Annotated in this window: 15 protein-coding genes; 4 read left to right on the top strand and 11 right to left on the bottom strand. The window is 67.2% G+C overall.

Features of this window, described 5'->3' with window-relative positions; all coding sequences use genetic code 11:
* Positions 1 to 15 precede the first annotated feature (15 nt).
* The 3 genes from ACW175_RS09890 to ACW175_RS09900 are packed head-to-tail and all read right to left on the bottom strand — an operon-like array spanning position 16 to position 4186.
* Positions 16 to 1551: a DHA2 family efflux MFS transporter permease subunit gene (locus ACW175_RS09890; protein ID WP_492104314.1), complete on the bottom strand. Its 1536-nt coding sequence runs from the start codon at positions 1549 to 1551 to the stop codon at positions 16 to 18.
* 24 nt (positions 1552 to 1575) lie between these two features.
* Positions 1576 to 2733, bottom strand: a complete 1158-nt coding sequence (locus ACW175_RS09895) for an HlyD family secretion protein (RefSeq protein WP_492104315.1) — start codon at positions 2731 to 2733, stop codon at positions 1576 to 1578.
* 25 nt (positions 2734 to 2758) lie between these two features.
* Complete coding sequence (locus ACW175_RS09900; RefSeq protein WP_492104316.1) at positions 2759 to 4186, bottom strand: efflux transporter outer membrane subunit; 1428 nt, start codon at positions 4184 to 4186, stop codon at positions 2759 to 2761.
* Between the two features lie 113 nt (positions 4187 to 4299).
* On the opposite strand from ACW175_RS09900, the gene ACW175_RS09905 reads away from it, so the two are divergent.
* Positions 4300 to 4905, top strand: a complete 606-nt coding sequence (locus ACW175_RS09905) for a TetR/AcrR family transcriptional regulator (RefSeq protein WP_492104317.1) — start codon at positions 4300 to 4302, stop codon at positions 4903 to 4905.
* A gap of 130 nt (positions 4906 to 5035) precedes the next feature.
* On the opposite strand, the gene ACW175_RS09910 is transcribed toward ACW175_RS09905, so the two are convergent.
* Complete coding sequence (locus ACW175_RS09910) at positions 5036 to 6667, bottom strand: Na+/H+ antiporter (protein ID WP_492104318.1); 1632 nt, start codon at positions 6665 to 6667, stop codon at positions 5036 to 5038.
* A gap of 508 nt (positions 6668 to 7175) precedes the next feature.
* Positions 7176 to 8138: an MBL fold metallo-hydrolase gene (locus ACW175_RS09915; protein ID WP_492104319.1), complete on the bottom strand. Its 963-nt coding sequence runs from the start codon at positions 8136 to 8138 to the stop codon at positions 7176 to 7178.
* Positions 8139 to 8450: 312 nt separating this feature from the next.
* Between ACW175_RS09915 and ACW175_RS09920 the strand changes: the two genes are divergently transcribed.
* The 3 genes from ACW175_RS09920 to ACW175_RS09930 all read left to right on the top strand — a co-directional run bounded on the left by ACW175_RS09920 (position 8451) and on the right by ACW175_RS09930 (position 14621).
* Positions 8451 to 9503: a hypothetical protein gene (locus tag ACW175_RS09920; RefSeq protein WP_492104320.1), complete on the top strand. Its 1053-nt coding sequence runs from the start codon at positions 8451 to 8453 to the stop codon at positions 9501 to 9503.
* 209 nt (positions 9504 to 9712) lie between these two features.
* Positions 9713 to 12955 carry a TonB-dependent receptor gene (locus tag ACW175_RS09925; RefSeq protein WP_492104321.1) on the top strand — a complete coding sequence of 1081 codons (3243 nt, stop codon included), beginning with the start codon at positions 9713 to 9715 and terminating at the stop codon, positions 12953 to 12955.
* A gap of 70 nt (positions 12956 to 13025) precedes the next feature.
* Positions 13026 to 14621 carry an adenosine deaminase family protein gene (locus ACW175_RS09930; RefSeq protein WP_492104322.1) on the top strand — a complete coding sequence of 532 codons (1596 nt, stop codon included), beginning with the start codon at positions 13026 to 13028 and terminating at the stop codon, positions 14619 to 14621.
* Positions 14622 to 14634: 13 nt separating this feature from the next.
* Here the strand turns inward: ACW175_RS09930 and ACW175_RS09935 are convergent, their stop codons facing one another.
* The 6 genes from ACW175_RS09935 to ACW175_RS09960 form a co-directional block, all read right to left on the bottom strand.
* Positions 14635 to 15990 (bottom strand): NCS2 family permease, encoded by a 1356-nt coding sequence (locus ACW175_RS09935; RefSeq protein ID WP_492104323.1) that lies wholly within the window; start codon positions 15988 to 15990, stop codon positions 14635 to 14637.
* Positions 15991 to 16172: 182 nt separating this feature from the next.
* A complete protein-coding gene (locus ACW175_RS09940) occupies positions 16173 to 16478 on the bottom strand; it encodes a hypothetical protein (RefSeq protein ID WP_492104324.1) in 306 nt (101 codons plus the stop codon).
* Between the two features lie 19 nt (positions 16479 to 16497).
* Positions 16498 to 18807 (bottom strand): GH92 family glycosyl hydrolase, encoded by a 2310-nt coding sequence (locus ACW175_RS09945; protein WP_492104325.1) that lies wholly within the window; start codon positions 18805 to 18807, stop codon positions 16498 to 16500.
* Positions 18776 to 19942 (bottom strand): N-acetylglucosamine-6-phosphate deacetylase, encoded by a 1167-nt coding sequence (nagA, locus tag ACW175_RS09950; protein ID WP_492104326.1) that lies wholly within the window; start codon positions 19940 to 19942, stop codon positions 18776 to 18778. Before nagA ends, ACW175_RS09945 begins: the two co-directional genes overlap by 32 nt.
* A complete protein-coding gene (locus ACW175_RS09955) occupies positions 19942 to 21033 on the bottom strand; it encodes an SIS domain-containing protein (protein WP_492102009.1) in 1092 nt (363 codons plus the stop codon). Before ACW175_RS09955 ends, nagA begins: the two co-directional genes overlap by 1 nt.
* A gap of 11 nt (positions 21034 to 21044) precedes the next feature.
* Entirely contained in the window at positions 21045 to 21887 is an 843-nt protein-coding gene (locus ACW175_RS09960) for a GntR family transcriptional regulator (protein ID WP_492104327.1), read from the bottom strand.
* Positions 21888 to 22022 lie beyond the last annotated feature (135 nt).

The following is a 22022-nucleotide window of genomic DNA, read 5'->3' on the forward strand; positions in this document are numbered from 1 at the left end:
CGGCGAGTGAAGGCGTCAGTGAACCGCCGAGGTGTCGACGGTGCGGGTCGGCTTGGGGGCCAGCCAGATGATCAAGGCCGAGGCGACGAACAGGATCGCCATCGCCAGGAACACCTGGTTGGTCGCCAGCATGACGCTCTGGCCCTGGACCAGCTGGTCGATGTTCCCCAGGGCCTGGTCGGGCGACATGCCGCCCGCGCCCATCTGGTCCATCACGCCCTGAGGATCGTTGAGAGTCCCCGCAAGGGCGCTGTGGTTCCGGCTGGCGTTGTCGGACCAGACGGTCGTGACGACCGAGGTGGCGATCGCGCCCGACAGGGTGCGGCAGAAGTTCATCAGGCCGGCGGCGCTGGCGGTTTCCTTCTCGTCGACGCAGGCTAGGGCCAGGCCCGTCAGCGGCACGAAGAACAGCGGCATGCCAAAGCCCTGCAGCAGCAGCCAGTGGCCGATGTCGAAGAAGCCCATCTGTGAAGTGGCCAGGCTGCGCATGAAGGTGATCGCGCCCATCCAGACCAGGCCGATGAACACCAGGCGGCGCGGATCGACCTTGGTCGACATGCCGGCCGCGAACGGCGCCATCATTACGGCCGTCACGCCCAGCAGAGCCGTGACGTAACCCGCGTCGGTGGCGGTGTACCCCATGTTCTGCTGCAGCCACAGCGGCGTCAGGACGTTGATCCCGAAGAACGCGCCGAAGGCGACGCTCAAGGTGACGACGCTGGCGCTATAGCCGCGGTGGCGGAAGACGCGGAGATCGACGATCGGATCGGCGGCGGTCAGCTCCCAGATCAGGAAGGCCAGGAAACCCAGCAGGGCGACGACGGCGAGGCCCGTGATCAGCGGCGAGGCGAACCACTCGTGTTCCTTGCCAAGGTCGACCATGATCTGCAGGGCGCCGACCCAGACGACCAGCAAGCCCAGGCCGACCAGATCGACCTTCGCATGGGCGAGCGGGGTTTCGTGTTGGCGCAGCAGCTTCCAGGCGAACCAGCCGCAGATGGCGGCGACGGGCACGTTGATCCAGAAGATGAAGGCCCAGCCCGCATTGTCACACAGGGCGCCGCCCAGGATCGGCCCCAGGATCGGTGCGACCAGGGTGGTCATGGCCCACAGGCCGGTGGCGGCCGCGGCGTATTTCTTGGGGAAGACGCGCAACAGCAGGGTTTGGGACAGCGGCATCAGCGGGCCGCCGCAAGCGCCCTGCAGGACGCGGAACAGCACCAGCAGACTCAGCGACGGCGCCAGGCCGCAAAGGAAGGAGAAGAAGCCGAAACCGACCATGCCGGCGACGAAAACCTTCACCGCCCCGAACCGGGCCGACAGCCAGCCGGTCAGTGGCACCACGACCGCCTCGGCGACCGCGTAGGAGGTGATGACCCAGGTGCCTTGACTGGGCGATACGCCGAGGGCGCCGGCGATATTGGATACCGAGACGTTGGCGATGGTGGTGTCCAACACCACCAGGAAGTTCGCGGCGGCCAGCACCAGGCCGGCGAAGATCATCGCCGGACCGGACAGAGCCGGCGCGGCGGGGGAGGAAGCCTGGGCCATGACGGCGGTCCCTTGGAGCTGGGCTTAGCGACGGGTGTCGATAGTTGCGGTCATCGACAGGCCGACGCGCAACGGATTGGCTTTCAGCTCGGCCGGGTCGAGGGCGATGCGCACAGGCAGGCGCTGGACGACCTTGATCCAGTTGCCGGTGGCGTTCTGGGCCGGGATCAGGGCGAAGGCCGAGCCGGTGCCGCCCGACAGGCCCACGACCTTGCCGTGATAGGTCACCGAGCCGCCATAGAGGTCGGCCTTCAGTTCGACGGGCTGGCCGATCGCGACCTTGCGCAACTGGCCTTCCTTGAAGTTGGCGTCGACATAGGCTTGTTGGATCGGAACCACCTGCATCAGGACGGCGCCGGGCGCGACGCGTTGGCCGATCTGGACGTTGCGGCGGGTCACGACGCCATCGATCGGGGCGCGGATGACCGTGCGGTCCAGGTCCAGCCTGGCCTGCTCGACGCGGGCGCGGGCGGCGGCGACCTCTGGGTTGGTCTCGACGGTGGTTCCGTCGGTCAGGGTGCTGTTGGCGTTCAGCGAGCCGACGGCGGCGGCCCGGTTGGCCAGGGCCTGGACCTGGGCGGCCTTGGCCGAGGTCGCGGCGGCCTGGGCGTTGGCGAAGGCGTTCTGGGCGCGGGTCAGCTCGTCGCCCGAGACCGCGCCGTTGGCGGCCAGGGCCTTGCGGCGGTCCAGGTCGATGCGTGCGCGTTCCAGGTCGGCCTGGGCGGAGGTCAGGTTGGCGGCGGCGCGGGCCTGGTCGGCTTCGCGGGCTGTGATCTGGGCCGTCAGGCTTTGGTCGGTCGCGAGATAGCCGCGCACGCGGCGCTGGGCTTTGGCCAGATCGGCCTGTGCCGAGTCCAGGGCGATCCGCACGTCGCTGTCGTCGAGAGTCAGCAGGATCTGACCGCGCTGGACGGTCTGGGTGTCGCGCACGGCGACGCTGAGCACCGGACCGCCGACGAGAGGGGTGACCTGAGCGACGTCGGCGGCGACATAGGCGTTATCGGTTTCGACGTGGTGCGACCCGACCAAGGCGTACCAGGCGCCGTAGCCGACGCCGGCGATCACGACCGCGCCGGCCAGGGCCGCGAATAGCTGCTTGCGCTTGGCATGGTCGGCGGTCTGGGGCCCGGACGGGGCGATGATGGTGTTGGCGTTTTGGCCTTGGGCTTCGTTGTCGAACATGGCAGGGGCTCCGGAGAGGATGGGGTCAGGCGGCGCGGAAGCCGCCGCCGAGGGCGCGAACGAGCGCGACGTCCAGGGTGAAGGCGCGGGTTTCGAGGTCGGCGACCGCCCGCTGGTTGGCGATCATCGCGTCCTCGGCCGTGAGGACGTCGAGATAGGTCGACAGCGCGCCGCGATAGCGTTGGACGGCGATGTCGTGGGCGGCGCTGGAGGCCTGCAAGGCCGCCTTGCTTTCCGAGAGACGCACATCCAGGGCGCGGGCGCTGACTGCCGCGTCGGCCACGTCCTGCAGCGCCTGGGCCAAGGTCCCGTTGTAGCTGGCGACGGCGAGGTCGTAGTCGGCCGCGGCGCCGCGATAGTTGGCGCGCAGGGCGCCGCCCTCGAAGATCGGCAGGCTCACGGCCGGCCCGATGGAGCCGATGCGCGAACTGGCGTTGTTCAGCAGGTCCAGACCTAGAGCCTGCTGGCCGAAATAGGCCGAGAGATTCACCGCTGGATAGAATTGCGCCTTGGCCTGCTTGATCCGCTGGCTTGCGGCCTCGGCCCGAAGGCGGGCGGCGACGACGTCAGGGCGACGACCGATCAGGTCGGCGCTGAGATTCGCCGGCAGACCGAAGGCCTTGACCGCGCCAACGGCGGGGCGGGCGATGGCCAGACCTCGGTCGGGACCGGCGCCCAGCAGGGCGGCCAGGCGGTTGCGGGTCAAGCCGATCTGCTCGTCCAGCGCGGCCAGGTCGGCGCGGGCCGAGGCCAGGCGGGCCTTGGCCTGTTCGGCAGCGCCCTGGTTCTCCAGGCCGTTGGCGACCCGTTCGGCGGTGAGGCTCGCCGACTGCTCGCGGATGCGCGCGGCGTCCTGGCTGGCGTCGCGGTCGGCGAACAGCTGGGCCAGGTCGGCATAGGCGGTGGCGATGTTGGTCGAGAGCACGAGGCGCGCCTCGGCGGCGTCGGCCATGCCGGCTGCGGCGTCCGAGGTCGCCGCCGCGAGCGCCGCGCGGTTCTTGCCGAAGAAGTCCAGCTCCCAGGCGAAGTCCAGCGCGGCGCGGCCGCTGTCGTTGTAGCCCTTGGGCACGAAGGCGGCGGGGATGCCGTTGTTATAGCTTTGCTTGACCGAGGCGTACGACCCGTTGGCCGTGACGCTGGGCAGGGTCGCGGCGCGGGCCTGGGCCGTGGCCGCCTGGGCCTTGGCCAGGCGGGCCTTGGCCGCCGCCAGGTCGGGCGAGTCGGCCAGCGCTTCGTCCATCAGCCCGTTCAATTGCCTGTCGCCATAAGCCGTCCACCACTGATCGCCCGGCCAGTCGGCGGAGGGAGCGGCGAGACGGGTCGCCGACGCGTAGGCGCTCGGGGCGTTCAGCGTTTGGGCGGGCGGTGTCGCGGGGATGACCGCGCAGGCGCCGAGGCCGCTGGTCAGGAGTGCGCTGGCGACTGCCGCGCGAAGAGCGTTCGAAGAGGGCATCGGCTTCTCGTTTCCAAACCGTACTGTTCGGTCTAATTATCTTTCGCCGTGACGTCGTCAAGGGAAAAATGTACAGCCTGGTCCAGAAAAGAAATTTTGGAAGAGCCGGGTCGATGCGGGTGAAGAGCGAAGAGAAGCGGCGAGCCATCCTGGAGGCCGCCAAGGGGGTGTTCCTGGAGCGGGGCTATGTCGCCGCCAGCATGGCCGAGGTCTCCGCGCGCGTGGGCGGATCCAAGCAGACGCTCTACAGCTACTTCGCTTCTAAGGAGGAGCTTTTCGTCGCCGTGATGCTGGAGAAGGGGGCCACGCAGGTCGAACCGATATTCGACGCCTTCCTCGGCAGCGAGAACCTGGCCGAGGCCGTGCGTCGTTTCGCCCTGGCCTTCGCGCGCTTCATCGCGGGGGACGAGATCATCGCCTTTCGCCGGATCGTCTATGCCGAAGGCGCCAAGTCGGACCTAGGCCGGCTGTTCTACGAGAACGGCCCCAAGCGCGGCTGGACCCGCATGGCCGCGGATTTCGAACGAGCGATGGACGAGGGGAGGATGCGACGGGCTGACCCGTGGACGGCGGTCAACCAGCTGCATGCCCTGTGCGAGGCGGGACCGATCCAGCGTCTCCTGGAGGGATCGGAGAGCGGGGTCGGTGAAGACGTTCTGACAGCCGCGGCCGAGGCCGCGGCCGATACCTTCATTCGCGCGTACGGGCCGCCGGCCTAGAGGCTTTCACCGATCCAATTGTATCGGGCAAAGGTGCTAGCCTATTGTTTTAAAGCGTTTTCTGACGACGAACCGGTATCCACTTCGTCGGAAAATACTCTAACGACCGCTTCGCGCCAGCACGACATGGTCAGATGCGATAGCGCGCTTCCAGCAGGTCGATTTCGCGAACGATCTTGCGGGCCGCCTCGCCGTCGAGAGCGCGTTCACGCACCATCCGGAAGATGACGTCGCGCTCGGCGACGAGGCCGGCGACCCGCAGTTGCCGTTCGATCTGCTCGACCTTGCGATCGATCGCGGCGGCTTCGGGCGTCTGCAGGCGTCCGTCGATCCTCCGCCGATAGAGTTCCATGATCCGCGCCGAGGCGTCGGTATAGAGATCGGCGTCGTCTCGACCTTCGCCCAGGGCGTGCTGCGCGGTCTCGATCGCCTGGATCGCGGCCTGGGCCGCCACGGCGCGGGCCTGGTCGATCTCGGCCTGATGCGACGGTTCCGGCGGAAGTTCGAGGTTTCGGAGCACGTGCGGCAACCCGACACTGGCCACCAGCAACGAGACGACAATCACGCCCGCGGCCAGGAAGATCGCCAGGTCGCGCGCGGGGAAGGCGGTTCCGTCGGCCAGGGTCAGGGGCAGGGTCAGGACGCCCGCCAGGGTGATGGCGCCGCGCACGCCGGCGAAGGACATGCCCAGAACCAAGCGCCAGCCGATCTTGGGCGGACGTTCGCCGCGCCGGTGCGCGCGAAACAGCGTCCAGCGCAATGAGGTCCAGACCCAGGCGAAGCGCATCGCGCCCAGCGCCATGCTGATCGCGAGAACATAGACGGCCAGCCACCAGGTTTCGCGATGGCCCGTCAGCTGAACCGTCTCCGCCGCCTTCTGGAGAATGCCCGGCATTTGCTCGCCAAGCAGCACGAAGATGATCCCGTTGGCGGTGAATTGCACGGTGTCCCAGACGGCGGCGCGCCGGACCCGCGTCACGGCGAGGCTCTCGCCGGACTGTTCGGTGAAGCTCATGGTCACCCCGGCGGCGACCGCGGCCAAGATGCCCGAACAGTGGAAGTGTTCGGCGAACAGGTAGGCCCCGAACGGGATCAGCAGGCTGACCAGGATCTGGGCGCTGGTGTCCTCGCCCAAACGGCGCGTCAGCCATTGCTTGGCTCGGGTGATCGACCAGGTGACGCACACCCCGATCGCCAAGCCCCCAAGCGCGACCCAAAGGAAGGTGACGAAGGCTTCTTGCAGCGAGAAGGCGCCGGTTAGCATGGCGGCGACGGCGAAGCGCATGCAGACGAGGCCCGAGGCGTCGTTGAGCAGGGATTCTCCCTCCAGGATGTGCATCATCCGCTTGGGTATGGGCGCGCGGGCGGCGATGGCGGACACGGCGATGGGATCCGTCGGTGAAATGATCGCCGCCAAGGCGAACGCCACTGGCAAGGGCATGGCCGGGATCATCAGGTGGATCAGCCAACCCACGCCGACGACGGTCAGGACCACGAGGCCCAGAGCCAGCTCCAGCACGATGGCCTTGTCCCGCAGCAGATCCTCCTTGGGGATCCGCCAGCCGTCCAGAAACAGCAGCGGTGGCAGGAAGAGCAGGAAGAACAGGTCGGGCTTCAACTCGACGGTCGGGACGACCGACGCGGCGATGAGCGCGCCAAGAGCGATCTGAACGAGCGGAAGGGGGAGGCGGCTGAACCGCGCCAGCGAACCGCTGATGATAACGGCCAGCAACAGGACCAGGATCGTGACAACGGGATCCAAAACACCTCCAATGGCGATCCAGACAGGATCGTCGTAAGCTTACGATATGGCTTCCAGCCGTTGAGGCGGCCAGTGCAAGGGCGTTCGCCAAGGCTGTCAAATTCAGGCTTGGCGCGAAGCGCTGATAGTCAGCGCCCGCGAGAGGGGCTACGCGGCCTAAAATCCTTGGCCTTGGCGGTGATGAGCTCGGCTCCGGCCAGATCGGGGTCGAGCACGTCATACCGTCCGATCCTGCCCTGACGTGTGACGCTCGACTGCCAATCGCTCACTCAGCCCGTGCCTGGCGTTCGCACAATATGACTGAACGGCAACCCCAGCGGTTTGGTCTCGTCTTATTCTCTTCCAGGTAAGTTCGAAGAGCTCTCAGAAGGAGGCCCGCGAGCGCTTCACGCCTTCGCGGGTCTTGAGAGATCCAATCAACTGGCCCGGCTTGCGCCGGGCCTTTTTCACGATGCGGGGCGAGAGCCTCAGGCCGATGATCGACCCGAAGGGCGAAGCGTCCGGCGCGCTAAAGAGCGTATTTGCGTCCTTCCTCCGCGATGATGAAGTTGAAGAAGCCGATCTTTCCGAGTTGTCGCTCTATCGATCTAAGGCTCGAACGCGGCGGTCCCGAAGGCTTTATGTGCGTGACGAGTATGGGCAACGCCCGCATGCGAGCGTCGTCCCGCGTCATGCCGCGCAGCGTCTCAAGCTCGACGTTCAGCCACGTCGGGGTCAGATGCCCGTAGAGCCGGGCGGTTGGGACCGGGTCGGGGTACGAGACCTCGATCAACATGCCTCGCAGCCGCCCCTGGCGCACCAACGGGGCGACGGCGCGCCAAAGATCTTCCAGGTTCGTCGCGTGTTCGACCTCGTCGGGACCCGTGTCGCCCAGGCAGAGGAAGGCGTCGGGTCCGCTCCTGAGCAGGAACGCGGTCGAGGTCACTCCTCCGTGCGACAGCGGGTAGGCCGTGACGGTCATGCCCGTTCCAGCGATCGGTGTGGGAGCCCCACCCGGTTCAAGGTCCTTGTAGTGATATTTGCCGATATGCGGTGGGGGACCACGGTCGCCCATGTTGGGCCATGCGACCCAGTTGAAATAGTGATCCGCGAGCGCCTGGTTCACTTGCGGCAGGCCCATGATGTCCTTCTTGGTGTCGTCTGGGGACGCCAGCACAAGACCGGCGACGTGGTCGAGGTGGGCGTGCGTGATCAGGTACGCGCCGATGGAGCTCATCACCTCACCGCGCGAGCCCGCCCCCGGGTAGCGACCCTTGCGCACGGCCCGATCGAGGCCCGATGCCAGCGTGCCCGCGTCGCACATCACGCCCGAACGGGTCCCGTGAGCGACGATATGGTAGGCGCTCGTCGGCTCTTCCACGCCGCCGTTGACGCCCAGCGCGACGACATCGAAGGCGGGTGGCGGCGGCGCGGCCGCCGAGAGCAGGAGCAGAGCGGGTAGAAGCGCTCGCGGAAAACCTCGACCTTGCATAACGCCCAGTCTCGAAAAGATCCGAAGCTTGCCGCGTCGGAAGCGCGATGGCGAGGCCTAAGGGACCGGGTGGCGCGGCGGGCGGCGAGCGGGCTCCTGTCGCTGCCCTATGCGGCAGGGCGGGCGGGAGGTTGCCCGGTCCGGCGTCACAATGAAGTAAGAAATTATTTCCACTCCCGCGCTCGCTTGACCGGTGCGCGCCGCACGCCATTGCATCCGACCCGAACAAGGGTTTCAGCGTCCCCGGCGATCCGCCGCGGCGCCGGGGTCTTCGCGTAGCGTTAAAGGGCCGAGTTGGGGGAATTTGCGATCATGTTGAACTTGTCCGCCTGGACACGCCGATCCCTTTTGGCTGCGGCCTTCGCGGGGGTGACGGCGACGTCGGCCCTGGCGCAGGCGCCGGTTTCGCCGCCCGCCGCGTCCGCGGCTGCCGCCCCCATCCCGATCCGAGTCGTCGTCGTCACGGCCTATGCGTTGGAAGACAAGGCGTGGATGGCCAAGGTTCCCCAGACGCTGGACTTCCCGAACGGCGTCGCGCCGCTGGGCTACGATCCGGCGACGGGCGTCCTGATCTTGCGCACCGGCGTGGGCACCAACCATGCGGCCATCACCACCTTCGCCCTGGCGACCGATCCGCGCTTTGACCTCTCCAAGGCCTACTGGGTGATCGCCGCCATCGCAGGGGTCAATCCGAACGAGGCCTCGCCCGGGTCGGCGGCGTGGATCGGCAACGTCATAGACGTCGATTTCGGCAAGTGGGTCGATCCGCGGGAGGCGCCGCCGGAATGGACGGGCGGCTATCCGCCGTTCGAGCCGCCGCGCGCCGACCGCCCTAGCAGCGTCTACTATCCGCTCAACGTCGGCCTGCGCGACTGGGCCTATGGGCTGACGAAGGGCATTCAGCTCCCGGACACCGAAGCGCTGAAGACGGCCCGGGCGCGTTTCTCCAGCTATCCGAACGGCTCCAAGCCGCCCTTCGTGCTGACCGGCGACGAAATCTCCGGCCAAGCCTACTGGCACGGCGAAATGCTGACCAAGCGCTACGCCAAACTCGCCACGGACTTCAGTGGCGGCAAGAGCCGATTCGTGATGACCGCCATGGAGGACACCGGCGTCGCCAACGCGCTGCGGCGGCTCACAGTGGTCGGCAAGGCCGACTACGATCGGCTGGTGGTCCTGCGGACCGCCAGTAATTATTCGCAGCAGGCTCCGGGCGAGAGCCCGGTCGACAGCATGAACCGCCCCTATGCCGGGGTCGGCGACGCCGCCGCCTACGCCGCTCTCGTGGTGGCCGGCAAGGTCGTCGACGAGCTCTCGGGCAACTGGGCGGTCTATCGCGACAAGATTCCCGGCGACGGGAAGTAACGACCTGAAACGGCGGATCGGCCCTCACGGTCGGTCCGACCGCGAGGACGCGCCAAGTGTCCCGACCGTTGGAGGAAACACCGCGGGCTCCGCCGTACGGCACACCAAGCGCTTCGGCGCGGAGGTGCGGCCGGCGGCGCGGCGGGCTTAACGGCTTCAGTTCGGTGTGGCTCGGGGGGACCGCGGCGCACCACCTCAAGGGGACCCAAATGCGACATCTCTATGCCGCGAGCGCCATCGCGCTCGCCTTGGCGGCCACCGGAACGGCGGTCGTCGCCCAGGAGACGACCTCCTCGATCCGCGGCTCGGTAACCGCCGGCGGCGCGGCCGCCGTCAACGCCAGCGTCAGCGCCGTGCACGAGCCCTCGGGCACGACCGCGAACGCCACCACCAACAGCGTCGGCGCCTTCAACCTGACCGGCCTGCGTCCAGGCGGCCCCTACACCGTGACGGTGACCGCGCCGGGCTTCGCGCCGGTCACCTCGCAGAATCTCTTCCTGAGCGTCGGTCAGCCTTATGTCCTGCCGGTCACCGTGGGCGACACGCAGGTCGACGCCCTGGTGGTGACCGCCACGCGGGGCGAAAAGAGCGGCCCGCTGGTCACGGTGTTCGACCGCGAAAGCATCGCCAGCGTGGCCTCGGTGTCCCGCGATATCCGCGACATCGCCCGTCGCGATCCGTTCGCTTCGTTCAATCCCAGCACCCGCGGCGTCTCGATCGCGGGTCAGAACGGCCGGACCAACCGCTTCTCGGTCGACGGCGTGCGCTTCTCGGACAACTTCGGCCTGAACCAGGGCGGCCTGCCCAGCGCCCGCGGCCCCATCCCCTTGGACGCGATCGAGCAACTGTCGGTCAAGATCGCGCCCTATGACATCTCCGAAGGGGATTTCCAGGGCGGCTCGATCAACGTCGTTCTGCGCTCGGGGGGCAACAAGTTCACCGGCGCCGCTGGCTACACCTATTCGGACGACAGCCTGATGGGCACGAAGTCCAAGGGCAGCACCTTCTCGCAGGAGATGACCTCCAAGACGCGCAACGCCTTCATCTCGGGGCCGATCATCAAGGACAAGCTGTTCTTCGCGTTCGCCTACGAGAAGCTTGATGAGACCGTCCCGTCTGTCTTCGGCCCGCCGGGCTCGGGCAACGCCGTGCCGAACCTGACTCAGGGCCAGATCGATCAGGTCAGCTCGATCGCCAAGTCGGTCTATGGCTACGACACGCTCGGCGTGCTCACCAGCCGTCCGGAAAAGGACAAGAAATGGACGCTGAAGCTCGACTGGAACATCAGCGACAACCAGCGCCTGTCGTATTCGACCATCCAGAACAAGGGTGAGACGATCGCGCTCAGCGGCGGCAGCTCGTCGATCACGTCGCCGGGCCTGGGCCTGGGGTCCTACGCCACCCATGAACCGGAGAAGGTCGAGACCCACGTCCTTCAGCTGAACTCCCGGTGGACCAACGCCTTCAGCACCGAGCTGCGGGTCAATTATCGCGACTCGATGAAGGTCCCGATCTCGTTCGGCTCGCCGGGCTACAGCGACATCACCGTCTGCCTGGACCCAGTCGCGGTCGGTTCGCTGAACCAGTGCACCCAGACGGGGACGCCGCGATTGGTGTTCGGCACGGAAGCCTTCAGCCAGGCCGACGTCGTCGGGCAGAAGCAGTACGGCGCCGAATTCGTCGCCCGCTACAACCTCGGCGACCACGCCTTCAAGCTGCATGCGTCCTACAGCCGGCTGAAGATCAGCAACACCTTCGTGGCCAACTCTCTGGGCACCTACTATTTCGACTCCTTGGCGGACTTCCAGGCGCGCCAGGCTGGCCAGCTTCTGTACCAGTACTCGATCACGGGCAAGCTGTCGGACGCCAGCGCCAGCTTCGACTATGATCAGCTGACCTTCGGCGCCCAGGACAGCTGGGACATCACGCCGGAGCTGAACGTCACCGCCGGCGTCCGTTTCGACGGCTACAAGATGAGCGACCAGGCGCCGCTGAAGACGTCGTTCGTCAATCGCTACGGCTTCGCCAACAACGCCAATATCGACGGCAACCTGGTCGTCCAGCCGCGCGTCGGTGTGACCTGGCGGCCGACCGATCGCCTGACGGTCCGCACGGGCGTGGGCCTGTTCAACGGCGGCGCGCCGGACGTCTTCGTCGGCAACAGCTTCTCGAACGCCGGGGTGTTCACCAACACGGTCACGATCGGCCGCGCCGTCGGTGGCACGGGCTGCACGATCCCGGCTACGGTGGCCAACGCCGCGGCGATCTGCGCGGCGGCTCTGAACAATGTCCAGGGCAACAAGATCGACCCCCTGGTGTCGAGCTATCTGCAGACCAACATCTCCGCCCTCGGGGCCTCGCCGACCTCGTTCATCCTGCCGAGCTTCAAGCTGCCGGCGCAGTGGAAGACCAACCTGTCGGTCGACTACGTGGCCGATCTGGGCGAGCGACTGGGCGACGGCTGGCGTTTCGGCGCGGACCTGTTCTATGGGCGCGCGGACTCCGCAGCCTACTATACCGACCTGCGGCTGACGAAGGTCGGGACGGCGCCCGACGGTCGCGCGATCTATGCCGACACCTATACCAATACGGCCAACAGCGATCTGGCCATGCTGAGCACCGACAAAGGCAAGTCGATCATCGCCGTCGCCCGGGCCAGCAAGTCCTTCGACTTCGGCCTGGATACCGGCGTCAGCTATACCTACTCGGACGTGAAGTCGCTGTCGGACATGGGCAGCTACGCCTCGGGCGGTTCGACGGCTAGCGGCACCTATGGCGGCCAGCCGATGGTCGATCCGAACCAGCCGGCGTATGGCCGGTCCAGCTACGAGGTGCGGGACAACTGGAAGTTCAACATCGACTACGCCCACGCCTTCTTCGGCGACTACAAGACCAGCTTCAACCTGTTCGGGGAACTGCGTTCGGGCTCGCCCTACAGCCTGACGATGAACACCACCTCGTCCAACAGCCGCTCGGCCCTGTTCGGCACGACCGGCGGCACCAACCGCTATCTGCTCTATGTGCCGGATGTGTCGAGCATCACCGCCGACTCCAAGGTCAGCTATGCCTCGACCGCGGTCTACGAGGCGTTCCGCGACTTCGTACGGGCCAACGATCTGAGCCAGGGCGTGATCGGCAAGAACACCGAAAAGTCCCCTGACTACTTCAAGGTCGACCTGCACGTCGAACAGGAGGTGCCCGCGCCGTTCCTTGGTTCGGCTCGGTTCAAGCTGTTCGGCGACGTCGAGAACCTGCTGAACCTGATCAACAGCGACTGGGGCTCCTACCGGACCTACAACCCGCTGACCTCGGTGGTGAACGTCGCCTGCGCCCAGCAGGCCGGCTCCAGCTGCAATCAGTATTCCTACACCGCCTTCACCAAGCCGACCCTGCAGCCGAACGCCCAGCTGGGCGTCTGGCGGGTCCGCCTGGGGGCCCGCTTCGAGTTCTAGTTTTTACCGCTTAAGCTTCGGCCCCGGCGTTCGCGCCGGGGCCGATTCCATATTAGGGGGGCAGCGCACGATGTCCGCATCCATGAAGGCCCTCGCGGCCCTGTTCGCCGCCAGCTGCCTGGCGTCCGCCTGTCCGGTGATCGCCGGGACGCCCGCGGACACCGAGTTGGACGCCTTGTTCGCCAAGGCGGCGACCTCGCCGCCGTTGCTGCGTGTTCTGTTGACCAAGTTGCCCAAGGGCGCGGACCTGCACAACCACGCGGGCGGCGGCACTTATGCCGAGGACTTCATCGCTTGGGCCGCGGCCGCCGATGGCTGTTTCTCCAGGTCGACACAGTCCCTGGTATCGGGCCCTTGCGGCGGTGAGGCCAACGCCGATCGGGTTGCGCTGAAGGGCCTGCCCGAGCGTGACCCCGACCTCTATAGCGACATCGTCGATGCGCTCTCCACCCGCCGCTTCGAGCAGGGGGTAGGCGATCCGGAAATCTCTGGCCACCGTCGTTTCTTCCGCACCTTTGGCCGTTCGGGACGGGGCGGCGGCGAGGACCGTGGCGTGCGGATCCAGGCCGAGGCTTTGCGCCAGGCCGCGCTCGACAACACCCTGTATCTGGAGTTGATGGCCGGATCGAGCGCCTCGCGCGCGGTCGTCCAGGCTTCGGCCGCCATCCGTTGGGCCGATCCGTGGGTCCAGACGACCGACGGCTCGCCGCCCCAGCGCCTGGACACCAGGATCCTGCAAGCCCGTCTCGACCAGCTGAAACCGGCCATCGCCAAGGCTACGCCGGCGGCGGTCTCGGAAGCTGACGCCAATGACAAGGCCATCGCCGCCCTCAATCGCTGTGGGACCGCGAAGCCCGAGCCGGCCTGCGATGTGACGCTGCGCTATCTGCTGTCGATCTCCCGCCAACGCCCGCCGGAGGTGGTGTTCGGCCAGATGGCCGCCGCCTTCGCCCTGGTGAAAGCCGATCCGCGTTATGTCGGGATCAACATCCTGGAGCCCGAGGACGGTCCGGTGTCGCTGCGGGACTACCGTCTTCACATGCGTCTCTTCGCCTTCTTCCGGACGCTGTATCCAGATGTGCCCCTGACCCTCCACGCCGGCGAGCTGGCCATGGGCCTGACGCCGCCGCGCGACCTGCGCTTCCATATCGCCGAGGCGGTCGAGGTCGCCGGGGCCCGGCGCATCGGCCACGGGGTCGACATCGCCTACGAGGACGACGCCGAAAAGCTGCTGGCGCGCATGGCCCGGGACAAGATCGCCGTCGAGATCAACCTGACCAGCAACGACGTCATCCTGGGCGTGAAAGGCAAGGACCATCCGCTGCCGTTGTATCTGGCCGCCGGTGTGCCCGTGACCCTGTCGACCGACGACCTGGGCGTCTCGCGAAGCGATTTGACTCACGAATACATGCGCGCGGTCCTGGAACAGGGCGTGCGCTATGGTCAGCTGAAGCAGATGTCGCGCGACAGCCTGACCTACTCTTTCCTGCAAGGCGCGAGCCTGTGGGATGGTCCCTGCGCCGACGCCAGCGGCGCGACGCCGTCCGGACCCTGCGCGGCGGTGCTGAAGGCCAGCCCCAAGGCGCGCGATCAGTGGCGTCTTGAGCGGGCCTTCGACACCTTCGAGAGCCAGATGAAGGCCATCGTGCCGAAACTCGCTCCGTAGAGCCTGTCCCGTTTCAGCCCGCTGTCATCCAGACGAAGCGGGCCACGAACAGGCCCGCGAGCACGAACAGCAGCCAGTCGCCGCGTCGGGCCTTGCCGCGCACGATCTTCAGCGCCGCGAACACCGTGACTCCGAACGCCAGGCCGTTGGCGATCGAGAAGGTGAGGGGAATGATGATCAGCGTCAGGAAGGCCGGCACGGCGGTGTAGGCGTCGTCCCAGTCGACCTCGGCCAGCGGCGCCATCATCAGCCCGCCGACGATGATCAGGGCCGGGGCGGTCGCCGCCGCGGGGACCAGTTGGGCATAGGGCGCCACAAATATCGCCAGCAGGAACAGGATGCCGGTCACCACCGAGGCCAGGCCCGTGCGACCGCCGGCCTGCACGCCGGCCGCGCTCTCGACATAGCTGGTGACGGTGCTGGTGCCGACCACGGCGCCGACCATGGTGGCCACCGAGTCGGTGGTCAGGATGCGGTTCAGGCCGGGGATCTTGCCCGCCGCGTCGACAAGGCCGGCGCGCTTGGTCACCGCCACCAGGGTGCCGATGTTGTCGAAGATATCGACGAACAGGAAGACGAAGATGATCTCAAGCAGGCCCAGACCGTGCCCGCCGAAACCCAGGGCACCGGCGATATCCAGCTTGAACGCCGTCTGCGTCAATGCGGTCAGGCTGTAGGGCTCGGGCGTGAACGTGACCTGGCCGAATAGCCAGGCAATGATGGTCGTGACGACAATGCCGAGCAGCAGAGCGCCCTTTACCCGCCAGGCGCTGAGGCCGGCGATCAACACCAGCCCCAGAAGCGCCAGGGCGGGACCTGGCTGACGCAGGTCGCCAAGGGCCACGAAGGTCGCCGGATTGCTGACGACGATGCCGGCGTTCTTCAGACCGATGAAGGCGATGAACAGGCCGATGCCCCCGGCGACGGAGGCGAACAGGTGTACGGGAATGGCCGCGATGATCATCTGCCGGATACCGGCCGCCGTCAGCAGCAGGAAGATCACGCCCGACAGGAACACGCACCCCAGGCCTACCTGCCAGGGCACGCCCATCTGCAGCACGACGGTATATGTGAAGTAGGCGTTCAAGCCCATGCCAGGCGCCAGGGCGAGGGGCACGTTGGCGACCAGGCCCATGGCCAGGGTGGCGAAGCCGGCCGCGATGCACGTCGCCACGGCCACGGCGGCGACCGGAAGGCCCGCATCGGACAGGATCGCCGGGTTGACCATGACGATATAGGCCATGGCGACAAAGGTCGTGGCCCCGGCCAGGATCTCGGTCCGAACGCTGGACCCCCGCGCGCTGATCCCGAAGTGACGGTCCAGCGCGGCCGTCGTTCCTGTCGCGCCTTGCGAGGCCTTGCCGCTCATAGGTATTCCCGATCCTTCGCCGTGCCTCCGAGGAGGGCGCCGTTACGCCAAATAGGAGGGCAATTCGCGCGGGATGCGCGCGATGTCCCCGAAGCCAGACGCGCCAGGACGACGGACCTTGTTCTTCGTCGTTAGACAGATAGCCGCGACGCGGCCGCGCTGGGTGTTGGATAAAGAAGCTGTTACTTACTGGCGTGGGATCGGCCACCGATGCCGAATGTGTTGGCGCGTTTCGCCTGTCGCGCGGGCGCCGACTCGACGCGAGAACAGGTTTCGCCAGGCCGGGTCGCGGCGCCGGCCGGAGATTCGCCTTCGGATCCGCTCTGGCGGGCGGCGCCGGCAGCCAGGGCGTCGGTGGCGATCGCGGCGAGGGACAAGACCAAAGGACGGCGATCGTCATCGGCCTCCTTGTCGCGGGAGCGAGGACAGCGAGGGCCCAGCGCAACGCGTTGCTCGCGAGCGCACAAGCCGACGCCGTCGATGGACATCGCTCCTCCTGGGGCGACTTCAAATCCCGTTCGGCGGTGGGCTGTCGGAAGCCCAGCCGGCGGGCGCCGGGCCCATGGTCAGGTCCAGCACGCCCCCTTGGACAAGTTCCTGGTGGGTGATCCAGGCCCGGTTCAGCGGTTTGCCGTTCAGCCGCGCCGCGACGATGTAGAGGTTGGTTTTCGAAGCCCCGGGCGCTTGGACCGTAAAGCTCTTGCCGGCTTCCAGGGCGATGACGCCTCGCGTGAACACCGGCGGGACGATGTAGTAGTAGGGTTGGCCGGCGTTTGGATACAGCCCAATGGCGTTCCAGACGTACCAGCTGGACATCGCCCCGGCGTCGTCATTGCCGGGCAGGCCGGTCCGGCTGAGCCGATAGTGCTTCTCCATCAGACCACGGACCGTCTCGGCCGTGCGGTCGGGACGACCGGCATGGATGTAGAGATAGGGCGCCAGGATGTCCGGCTCATTGCCTTGCGAATAGTGGCCGTCGAAGAGCCGGTCGAGCCAGGCGATGAAGCCTTCACGCCCGCCCGTCTTGGCGATCAGGCCGGCCACGTCCTGGGGAACGTAGCTGGAGTACTGCAAGGCGTTGCCTTCGTAGAACACGGCGTCCCACCAGGGGCCCGAACGGTCGGGATATTCATAGGTGCAGCTGTAGTTCTCGACCCAGTCGCCGTCGGGATAGCGCGGACGGACGCAGCCGAGTTGATCGTCCCAGATGTTTTTCCAATTGCTCGCGCGCGCCAGATAGCGACGGGCGTCTTCGGTCTTGCCCAGGGCCTTGGCCACCACGCCGATCGCGTAGTCGTCATAGGCGTATTCCAGCGTCCGTGAGGCCGACCGGGTCTGGGTGAACGGGACATAGCCCAGCTTCAGATAGTCGTTCAGCACGCGGCCTTGCAGGAACGGCTGATCGGAATCGACCTCGCCGTTCTTGCGGATGGCTTCGTACGCCAGGGCGTGGTCGAAGCCGCCCAGACCCTTGACCACGGCGTCGGCGACGAGGATGTCGCCGTTGGAGCCGCCCTGGGTCATGCCGTTGGCGCCGGCGATACGCGCGTCGGGCATCCAGCCGGTGTGCTTGTAGGTGTCGATCAACGACCGCAGCATGTCCCGCTGTCGCCGCGGCTGGATGATGGTCAGCAGCGGGTGCACTGTCCGGAACGTGTCCCACAGGGTGTAGAAGTCCTCATAGTGCGGCTCGTCCGACGCCCACCAGGCGTTCTCGCCGCTCAGGTCATGCGGCATGGTGTGGGTGCGGTAGAGCGCCGAATAGAAAATCTTCTGCTGCTCGTCGGCGCCGCCTTCGACCTGAATCTTGGCCAGGGCGTCGCTCCACTGGGTCTCGGCGGCGCGACGATAGGCGTCGAAATCCCAGCCGGGCATCTCCTCGGCCAGGTTGGCGCGGGCCTTCTCCGCGCTGATGAACGACACCGCCAGCTTCATCCGCACCTGGCGGGCGGTGGTGGTGTCGAAGGTCAGGTAGGCGCCGAGGCGATTGGAGAACTCGCGTTCAGTGTCGTATTCGATCATCAGGCCCTGGCGGTTCGCCGGGCTCTTGATCTGGACCCCGCCTTCGGAGCGGCCAACGCCCGGCTTGGCCTCGAACCAGCCCTGACCGGCCGTCCAGACGCCGAAGGCCTTGGCCGGGCGGTCGACGACAGCATGGAAGTAGAGCGTGTAGGGAGCAGGGTTCCAACCGCCCTCGACCGTGACCTCTCCAGACAAGGTGTGGTCGTCGATCAGCTCGACCTTGGCCAGGCGAACGCGCTGGCCCCGCCCGCGCATGGCGACCACGGAGCTGACATCGAAGATCAACTGGCTCTCGGACTGGGCGGGATAGGTCAGCCGCTGGAAGCCGACGCGGCGCGAGGCGGTGAGTTCGACCTGGATCCGCTCGGCGTCGCTATTGCCCAGGCCCACGGCGTAGTAGCCCGGCGAGGCGCGTTCATCCGTCTTGCCGAAGTGCAGGTGGTTGACCGCAAGCGGACCGACCGTCGGAGTGACGCGGAAGTTGCCGTACTTGCCCGACCCGCCCGTGCCGCTGACATGGGTGTAGCTGAAGCCCATGATCGGGCTCTTGGAATCGTAACCGTTGGTGTCGGCGTTGGTCGTGTCGGGGCTCAGCGAAACGAAGCCGAAGGGAACGCCGGCGCCCGGCACGGTGTTGCCGCCCGTCACGCCGCCGCCGTCGACGCCTACGAACGGATCCACCTTGGCCAAAAGGTCGGGTCTTGGCTGGGCCTGGACGGAGCCCGCGCCCAAAACCAAAGCGCCGATCAGGCCGAGAAGAGGCTTATGCCTGGAGACGAGGTTCTGCCTGAGCATGATTTTCTTCTCCATCGATCCAGGTGGCCGTGACGTTCAGCCGCTCATCCAGCAGGCAGAAGTCCGCCGCGTAGCCTCGTGCGATCTTGCCGCGCTGGGCGGCCAGGCCCAGGAAGGCGGCGGGGGCGGCCGAGGCCATGGTCACCGCGTCTTCCAGGCTGACGCCCAGCATGGCCACGGCGTTGCGCACCGCGCCGGCCATGTCGAGGTCCGAGCCGGCCAGGGTGCCGTGGTCGTCGACGCAGACGCCGTCGCGCACGACGATCTCGCGGCCTTGCAGGGTGAAGCGCTTGTCGGCCATGCCCACGGTCGGCATGGCGTCGGTCACCAGCATGAAGCGGTCCAGCGGCCGGGTGCGCAGGGCGATCCTCAAGGTCGCCGGATCGACGTGGCGACCGTCGACGATGATGCCGGCCCAGGCCGTTTGGCTCTCCAGCGCCGCGCCCACCGCGCCCGGCTCGCGGCTGGTCAGCGGCGACATGGCGTTGAACAGGTGGGTGAAGCCGGTCAGGCCGTGGTCCAGCGCCTGGCGCAGGGTCTTGTAGAGCGCGTTGGTGTGGCCGGCGGCGACGCGCACGCCGGCGTCGGCCAGGCGCTGGATCATCTCCGGCGTCGTGCGCTCCGGCGCCAGGGTGACCAGGGTCTCGCCGACCTTCAGCGAGGTCAGCAGCGCCAGGGCCTCGTCGTCGATGACGCGGAACTTGCCCTCGTCATGGATGCCCTTGCGCTTGGGATTGAGGAACGGGCCCTCGATGTGGATCCCCAGCACGCCGGGAACGCCCTGTTCGATGGCCTGCTCGGTCGCCCGCATGGCCCGGTCGACCACCGACAGGTCGTCGCTGATCAGGGTCGGCAGGAACCCCGTCGTGCCATAGGCGCGGTGCGCCGCGCCGATCGCGGCGATGGCCTCGGGCGTGGGCGAGTCGTTGAACAGCACCCCGCCGCCGCCATTGACCTGGGTGTCGATATAGCCCGGGACCAGCAGGCCGCCGGAGAGGTCCCGCCGTTCAGCGCCCGCCGGAACCGCGTCCGCCTCGACGATCTCCGCGATCACGCCGTTCTCGACCAGGACGGCCTTGCCGTCGACGACGCCGGCTTCCGTCAGGACGCGGCCATTTACAAGCGAGGCCAGCATCAGAGGGTTTCGGTGACCTTGTTGAGGTGGGGCGGGCTGTCGGGATCGTAGCCGCGCGCTACCGACAGGGCGTTGGCCATGCGGTAGAAGCTCTGGATCATCAGGATCGGCTCGAGGACCGGGTGGCTGGACACCGTCGGCAGCACGCCATCGCCGGTCTCGTCCCCTTGCGTTCCGTTGGGCGCGGCCAGCATGACCGTGGCGCCGCGTTCTCGCAGGCCCTCGGCCATGGCGTCGACGCTGGCGCGGCTCTCGTCGTTCTGGGCGAAGACCAGGACCGGGAAGCCGTCCTTGACCAGGGCCATGGGTCCATGCAGCACCTCGGCGGCGCTGAAGGCCTCGGCGTGCAGGCCGCAGGTCTCCTTGAACTTCAGGGCCGCCTCCAGGGCGACCGCGAACCCGACGCCGCGGCCCAGGACGTAGAGATTGCGGGCCGGCGTCAGGCGCTCGACGGCCGGGGTCCAGTCCAGGGTCCAGGCCTCGGCGAGGGCGTCGGGCAGGGTCGACAGCGCCTGGGTCAGCTCGTCGTCCCGCGTCCAGGCGGCGATCAGCTGGGTGATGGCCGCGAGGGCGGCGATGTAGGACTTGGTGGCGGCCACCGACAGCTCGGGACCGGCGTGCAGCGGGATCACCGCGTCGGCCAGCTGGGCCAGCGGCGAGTCGACGACATTGACCAGGGCCACCGCATAGGCGCCGGCGGCCTTGGCCGCCTTCACCGAAGCCAGCAGGTCGGGGCTCTTGCCCGACTGCGAGATGGCCAAGACCAGCGCGCCGTCGAGGTTGGGCGAGGCGTCATAGACCGAGCTGACCGACAGGCCCGCCGACGAGGTCAGGACCCCGGCCTTGGTCTCGATCAGGTAGCGGGCGAAGGTGGCGGCGTGATCGCTGCTGCCGCGCGCGCAGGTGACCACCACGCGCGGCGGATTGGCCCGCAGGCGCTCGGCCAAGGCCTCGATCGCGCCAGCATTGGCCGCCAGCTGCGCGGCCACGACCGCCGAGGCCTCGCCCGCTTCCAGGAACATGCGCGTGGCTTCAGGCGACAACCGCCCGTGCGCGGGGGTCTCGGGACAGGTCAAGACGGTCGCCTCCAAGCTATGGCTCCTCAGGACTGATCATTGAGTTCGGCGACGAAATCGTACGCATCGCCGCGGTAGTAGGAATGGGAGACTTCCACCGCTCGGCCATCCTTCAGGAAGCCGCGGCGCTCGACGAGCAGGCCCGCGTCCTTGGGCTTTACGCCGAGCAGCGGCGCGTGTTCGCGCGTGATCAGAATGCCGCGCAGGCGTTGCAAGGCCCGGGCTGGGCGGTGGCCGCTTGCGGCCATGGCAGCGTACAGCGAGTCGACGACGGCGTTGGCGGAGGGCAGGGCGAAGGCCGCGATAGTCGTGTACTCCACGGCCATCGGCGCGCCGTCGGCGTAGCGAATGCGGGTGAAGCGGTACACCGGCGTGCCGGGCGACAGACCCAAGGTCAGCGATTCCTCCGGCGTCACCTTACCTTCGCTGCGGTCTATCCACTCGCTATGGGGCTTACGGCCGCGTGAGAGCATGTCCTCGGTAAAGCAGGTCAGCTTGGAGAAGTTCTTCTCCACACGCGCGGCGACGAAGGTGCCGGCGCCTTGGCGGCGCGTCAGCAGGCCCTCGCTCACCAGACCTTCCAGCGCCTTGCGAACCGTGATCCGCGACACGGAAAAGTCCTCCGCCATCTCGCGTTCGGGCGGCAAGGCGTCGTCGGCCACGAGCATTTTGAGCTGGATGGCCTCGCGCAGAGCGCGCTGGAGCTGGAGATAGAGCGGCGCGGAATCCGCGCCGTGGGCGAAGCCTATGCGCTGGGATAGGGACACGGCGTTCGCGGCTCCTCCATCTGAGCGACGCGGAGGCGGATCGCTCGCGTCGTACGATACCAATATAAGTCCTATTTGCCTCGATGTGAGGGGGTGTGTCATCCCGTTACGTCAATGCCCGCTCCGTATCTGGCAATTTTGGAGGCAAAACAAGAGTGGCCTTGCCATTATCGTAATTGGCCTTGCCAAATGGTATTAATTTGGACTGTATTGCCTCGTCGACGGCTTCGGGGCCGC

The organism is Caulobacter sp. FV1ye6ST (genome assembly GCF_058681225.1).

Bases quoted from the DNA above. Each gene is read 5' to 3' on its own strand.
- ACW175_RS09945 (WP_492104325.1), bottom strand. From the start codon at position 18,807: ATGCTCAGGCAGAACCTCGTCTCCAGGCATAAGCCTCTTCTCGGCCTG.
- ACW175_RS09895 (WP_492104315.1), bottom strand. From the start codon at position 2,733: ATGTTCGACAACGAAGCCCAAGGCCAAAACGCCAACACCATCATCGCC.
- ACW175_RS09935 (WP_492104323.1), bottom strand. From the start codon at position 15,990: ATGAGCGGCAAGGCCTCGCAAGGCGCGACAGGAACGACGGCCGCGCTG.
- ACW175_RS09920 (WP_492104320.1), top strand. From the start codon at position 8,451: ATGTTGAACTTGTCCGCCTGGACACGCCGATCCCTTTTGGCTGCGGCC.
- ACW175_RS09925 (WP_492104321.1), top strand. From the start codon at position 9,713: ATGCGACATCTCTATGCCGCGAGCGCCATCGCGCTCGCCTTGGCGGCC.
- ACW175_RS09940 (WP_492104324.1), bottom strand. From the start codon at position 16,478: ATGTCCATCGACGGCGTCGGCTTGTGCGCTCGCGAGCAACGCGTTGCG.
- ACW175_RS09890 (WP_492104314.1), bottom strand. From the start codon at position 1,551: ATGGCCCAGGCTTCCTCCCCCGCCGCGCCGGCTCTGTCCGGTCCGGCG.
- nagA (WP_492104326.1), bottom strand. From the start codon at position 19,942: ATGCTGGCCTCGCTTGTAAATGGCCGCGTCCTGACGGAAGCCGGCGTC.
- ACW175_RS09960 (WP_492104327.1), bottom strand. From the start codon at position 21,887: ATGACACACCCCCTCACATCGAGGCAAATAGGACTTATATTGGTATCG.
- ACW175_RS09915 (WP_492104319.1), bottom strand. From the start codon at position 8,138: ATGCAAGGTCGAGGTTTTCCGCGAGCGCTTCTACCCGCTCTGCTCCTG.
- ACW175_RS09905 (WP_492104317.1), top strand. From the start codon at position 4,300: ATGCGGGTGAAGAGCGAAGAGAAGCGGCGAGCCATCCTGGAGGCCGCC.
- ACW175_RS09930 (WP_492104322.1), top strand. From the start codon at position 13,026: ATGTCCGCATCCATGAAGGCCCTCGCGGCCCTGTTCGCCGCCAGCTGC.
- ACW175_RS09900 (WP_492104316.1), bottom strand. From the start codon at position 4,186: ATGCCCTCTTCGAACGCTCTTCGCGCGGCAGTCGCCAGCGCACTCCTG.